The 3,539-nt window shown below is 61.7% G+C and carries 5 protein-coding genes; 4 read left to right on the top strand and 1 reads right to left on the bottom strand.

Annotation, left to right across the window (positions count from 1 at the left end):
* The first annotated feature begins 57 nt into the window (after window positions 1–57).
* Window positions 58–306 (top strand): ribbon-helix-helix domain-containing protein, encoded by a 249-nt coding sequence (locus VGP39_RS07830; protein WP_327567536.1) that lies wholly within the window; start codon window positions 58–60, stop codon window positions 304–306.
* 242 nt (window positions 307–548) lie between these two features.
* Here the strand turns inward: VGP39_RS07830 and VGP39_RS07835 are convergent, their stop codons facing one another.
* Window positions 549–983 carry a hypothetical protein gene (locus VGP39_RS07835; protein WP_327567537.1) on the bottom strand — a complete coding sequence of 145 codons (435 nt, stop codon included), beginning with the start codon at window positions 981–983 and terminating at the stop codon, window positions 549–551.
* Window positions 984–1,107: 124 nt separating this feature from the next.
* On the opposite strand from VGP39_RS07835, the gene VGP39_RS07840 reads away from it, so the two are divergent.
* From VGP39_RS07840 to VGP39_RS07850, 3 genes are all read left to right on the top strand, one after another.
* Window positions 1,108–2,949, top strand: a complete 1,842-nt coding sequence (locus VGP39_RS07840; protein ID WP_327567538.1) for a winged helix-turn-helix domain-containing protein — start codon at window positions 1,108–1,110, stop codon at window positions 2,947–2,949.
* A 327-nt stretch (window positions 2,950–3,276) separates the two neighbouring features.
* Window positions 3,277–3,465 (top strand): DUF4169 family protein, encoded by a 189-nt coding sequence (locus VGP39_RS07845; RefSeq protein WP_327567539.1) that lies wholly within the window; start codon window positions 3,277–3,279, stop codon window positions 3,463–3,465.
* On the top strand, window positions 3,462–3,539 hold a 78-nt coding region (locus VGP39_RS07850), incomplete at its 3' end, for a ribbon-helix-helix domain-containing protein (RefSeq protein ID WP_327567540.1). The genes VGP39_RS07845 and VGP39_RS07850, both read left to right, overlap by 4 nt.

Genomic DNA, 3,539 nt, shown 5'->3' on the forward strand with positions numbered 1-3,539 from the left:
TGCAAGCCGTGCGAACGATGTACTGGACCAGCATCGCATCGATGGCGAGGACGCATCATGAAATCGCCGGTCGTGAAACGGTCCATCGTGGTCGCCGGCCACAAGACCAGCGTCAGCCTCGAAGAGGCATTCTGGAACGGCATGAAGGAGATCTCAGGGCTGCGCGACATGACATTGTCCGAACTGGTGGGCGAGATCGACAGCAACCGCCAGCAGGGCAACCTGTCCTCGGCGATCCGGCTTTTCGTGCTGGATTATTTCCGCAGCCGCGCGATGCCCCCTGCAACGGATAAAGCGCAACCGTAATCGGTTTCCAGAGCGTAATGAAATTTAGGTTGAAACGGCTCCTTCAGGTGGCCTACTTCGATCGCCGCCCGTTGCCGCGCGCCCGACAAGCTGTGCGATTACATTGTTGAGGCGGAAGCCGAGGCCTTGACGAGTGGTGCAAGCCGGCTGCTTGCCCCTAGAACCGTCCCAGGCAGTAGCGCCCACTCAAAAACGCTCGAGCCCGCAGCGGGCGCGCGAAGTAGGACCCCTTATGTCTTCTTCTACTTTGTCACGACATCGAGCATTTCGGTCAGCAAGGGCTCGGCAACCGCGCTCGCGCGTTCCGTCCCGGCATGCGAATAAAGCACATTCATATAGCGGGGGTGCAGGACGGAAATCTCCGTGGCCGTGCCTTTCTGATAGATCCCGACGTTCCCGCACGGCAGCAACGCGCTGAGTTGCAGACCTACAGGCCAGATGTGCTGGGCGACCGCGGGAATGCAGATCTTCACGAGTGTCACCTCGCCCCTTTTGATTTTGCTTTCGCCCAGGTACTCCCACTTCTTCTGTTCGGAATGGGATTTGATCGCCGCCACGATCGCGTCGGGGGTCTTCGACGTGGTTCTTACGATGAAAATATCGTTTGGGTTTTCCGCCTTAGCGACGGCGGTCAGCGCCAGGAGAATTGCGCACGAAACGATCGTCTTGTGTCCCATCTTGTATCCTCCAATTGAGATCGGCCTGCCGCCGAGCCCGAGCCGTCCATTATGCGTGGCGCCGGCAGTCAAATCGAGCTAGTCTTGGTCCACGCAAGCGCGACCCCAGGACGTGGTGCCCACAATGAACATCATCGCGGGTCGGGATGTCCCGAAGGGGCGCCGAACGAGAGCGGAAATTTTGCCGAATTCGGCTGGCGCAGGCTCTTTGCCGCGCGGACTCAATGGTAGCCCCGCCGGAACAGCTACCCTCCCGATGCGGTTGCGGTTTGAGCGCTACGTTCTGGACCTTGAGCGCGGCTGCCTACTGGCGGACGGTGAAGAGGTCGCTCTGAGGCCCAAGACGTTCGATTTTCTGCGTTACCTCGTTGCCAATCCCGGTCGCCTTGTCTCTAAAGATGAGCTGCTGGCGGCAGTCTGGCCCGACGTTCTCGTTAGCGACGATTCGATCGTGCAATGCATCTCCGAGCTTCGCCGCGCATTTGGCGGCCATGACCAGCGCCTGATCAAGACGTTCCAAAGGCGAGGCTACCGCTTCGAAACACCCGTATCGGTCGAGCCGGACGCGGCCGTGCGGCAGTCTACCACTACCGCTCCCGGAGAAGGCGACCAGCCGCGCAAGCTGCGGCGACCGCCTTCGATGGGTGCGATCCGCGGCGGGCGCGGCCTGAGGCTCGGGGCCGCTGCCGCCTTGCCTTTGCTCGCGATGGCAATGCTCGCGGCTTGGTGGTGGTCCGGTTCGGTCGACTACCTGAGAGCCGCACCGCCGCTGTCCGTTGCCGTGCTGCCGTTCACGAACCTCAGTGACGATCCGGACCAGGAATATCTCTCTGACGGCGTGACCCAGGAGTTGACAACCGAATTGTCACGGCTCCCCGGCGTGTTCGTCATTGCACACGCTACGGCGCGGACGTTCAAGGGGAAGGACATCGATGCGCGCCAGATCGGCCGTGAACTCAATGTCCGATACCTGCTGGAAGGCAGCATTCGGGAAATGGGAGATCAGGTCCGCGTCAATGCTCAGCTTGTCAGCGCAGAGACCGCCGCGGCCGTCTGGGCCGATCGTTTTGAACGCAGGCGCGACGAGCTTGCCGTTTGGCAGGACGAGGTCATCGGGCGGATTGCGAATGCACTCAATTTCCGGCTGACCAGGCTTGAGAGCGAACGGGGCCTGCGCGAGAGAGGCGGCAATCCCGAGGCCTTCGATCTCACGACGCGAGGCTGGGCGTTGGTCCACGCCGCCAAGAACCCGGACAACTACGTCGCTGCGCGCGCCCATTTCCAACGCGCGCTCGAGCGCGCGCCCGAGGCGGAAAATGCGCTTGCCGGGGTCGCCTGGACGTCGGCGATTCTCGTGCTCGATGGCTGGAGTGTTGCGCCCGCGCAGGACTTGGCCGTTGCGGAAGCGGCCGCCGCCAAAGCGCTCGCGCTCAACCCGAACCACGTTATCGCGCACCATGTGCGCGGGTTCCTGTTCCGCATGCAAGGGCGGATCGGCGCGGCTCGCGATGCCTTCCGCACCGCCATCGCTATCAATCCGAATTTCGCGCCCGGTTACGCCCAGTTGGGCGCCACGGAAGTTGAGCTTGGCCAGCCCGAAGCGGCCATTTCCGCGGTCGAACGTGCCATCAGGCTTAGTCCGCGCGACCCTTCGCTCGGCCCGTGGCTTTCTTTTGTCGGCATGGCCAAGCTGCATCTCGGGGAGGATCAGGACGCGATCTCATGGCTTACCCGCGCCATCGACACAGGAACTCCGATCGCCCGCCACCATGCCTATCTCGCCAGCGCGCTCGCGCTGGCGGGGCGCGTACCCGAAGCACGAGCCGTGCTCGCCGAGTTCAGAAAAATCGTGCCGTCAGCGACCATTTCGAGCTTGCGGGTTGGTGCGAAGTCGACGGACGCCAAATTTCTCGTGCAACAGGAACGCTTTTTTGAAGGTCTCCGGACCGCGGGATTGCCCGAATAAAAGATCAGTTGGCGTAGCTGCGAAGCTACCCTACCCCGTCCCGGTAATCCTTGCGCCTTAAACAGCGAATGAAGTTGGTTGCAAGGCCTCACAACCGACCTGATTTGCTCGGCCCGCAAACAGTGCTGTAGGCGTGTCCCCGCAACCAAGATTTGTTAAATTAAATCAATGGATTAGACCACCTCGCGCGGGCTTTTTCGCCGCCGCCCTTGGCTTCGTCAACGCGTCCCGATGGGAGGGGAAACGGCGCATTGAGTCCTGCCACGAACGGTTGTGCGGGTTTGAAGTCGCCCCGCGTTACCGGTTGCAAGAATAGTGGGGACGATCATGGGGGACTTGGTCAATCTCAAACGATTCAAGAAGCGCATCGCGCGGGATCAGTCGGCGCAACAGGCCGAAGCCAATCGCGCACGCTTTGGCCGCACCAAATCCGAGCGCGCCCTGCACGAGCAGCGTGCAAGCCGTGCGAACGATGTACTGGACCAGCATCGCATCGATGGCGAGGACGCATCATGAAATCGCCGGTCGTGAAACGGTCCATCGTGGTCGCCGGCCACAAGACCAGCGTCAGCCTCGAAGAGGCATTCTGG

Origin of the sequence: Bradyrhizobium sp. (assembly GCF_036009065.1) — a bacterium.
Taxonomy (GTDB): domain Bacteria; phylum Pseudomonadota; class Alphaproteobacteria; order Rhizobiales; family Xanthobacteraceae; genus Bradyrhizobium.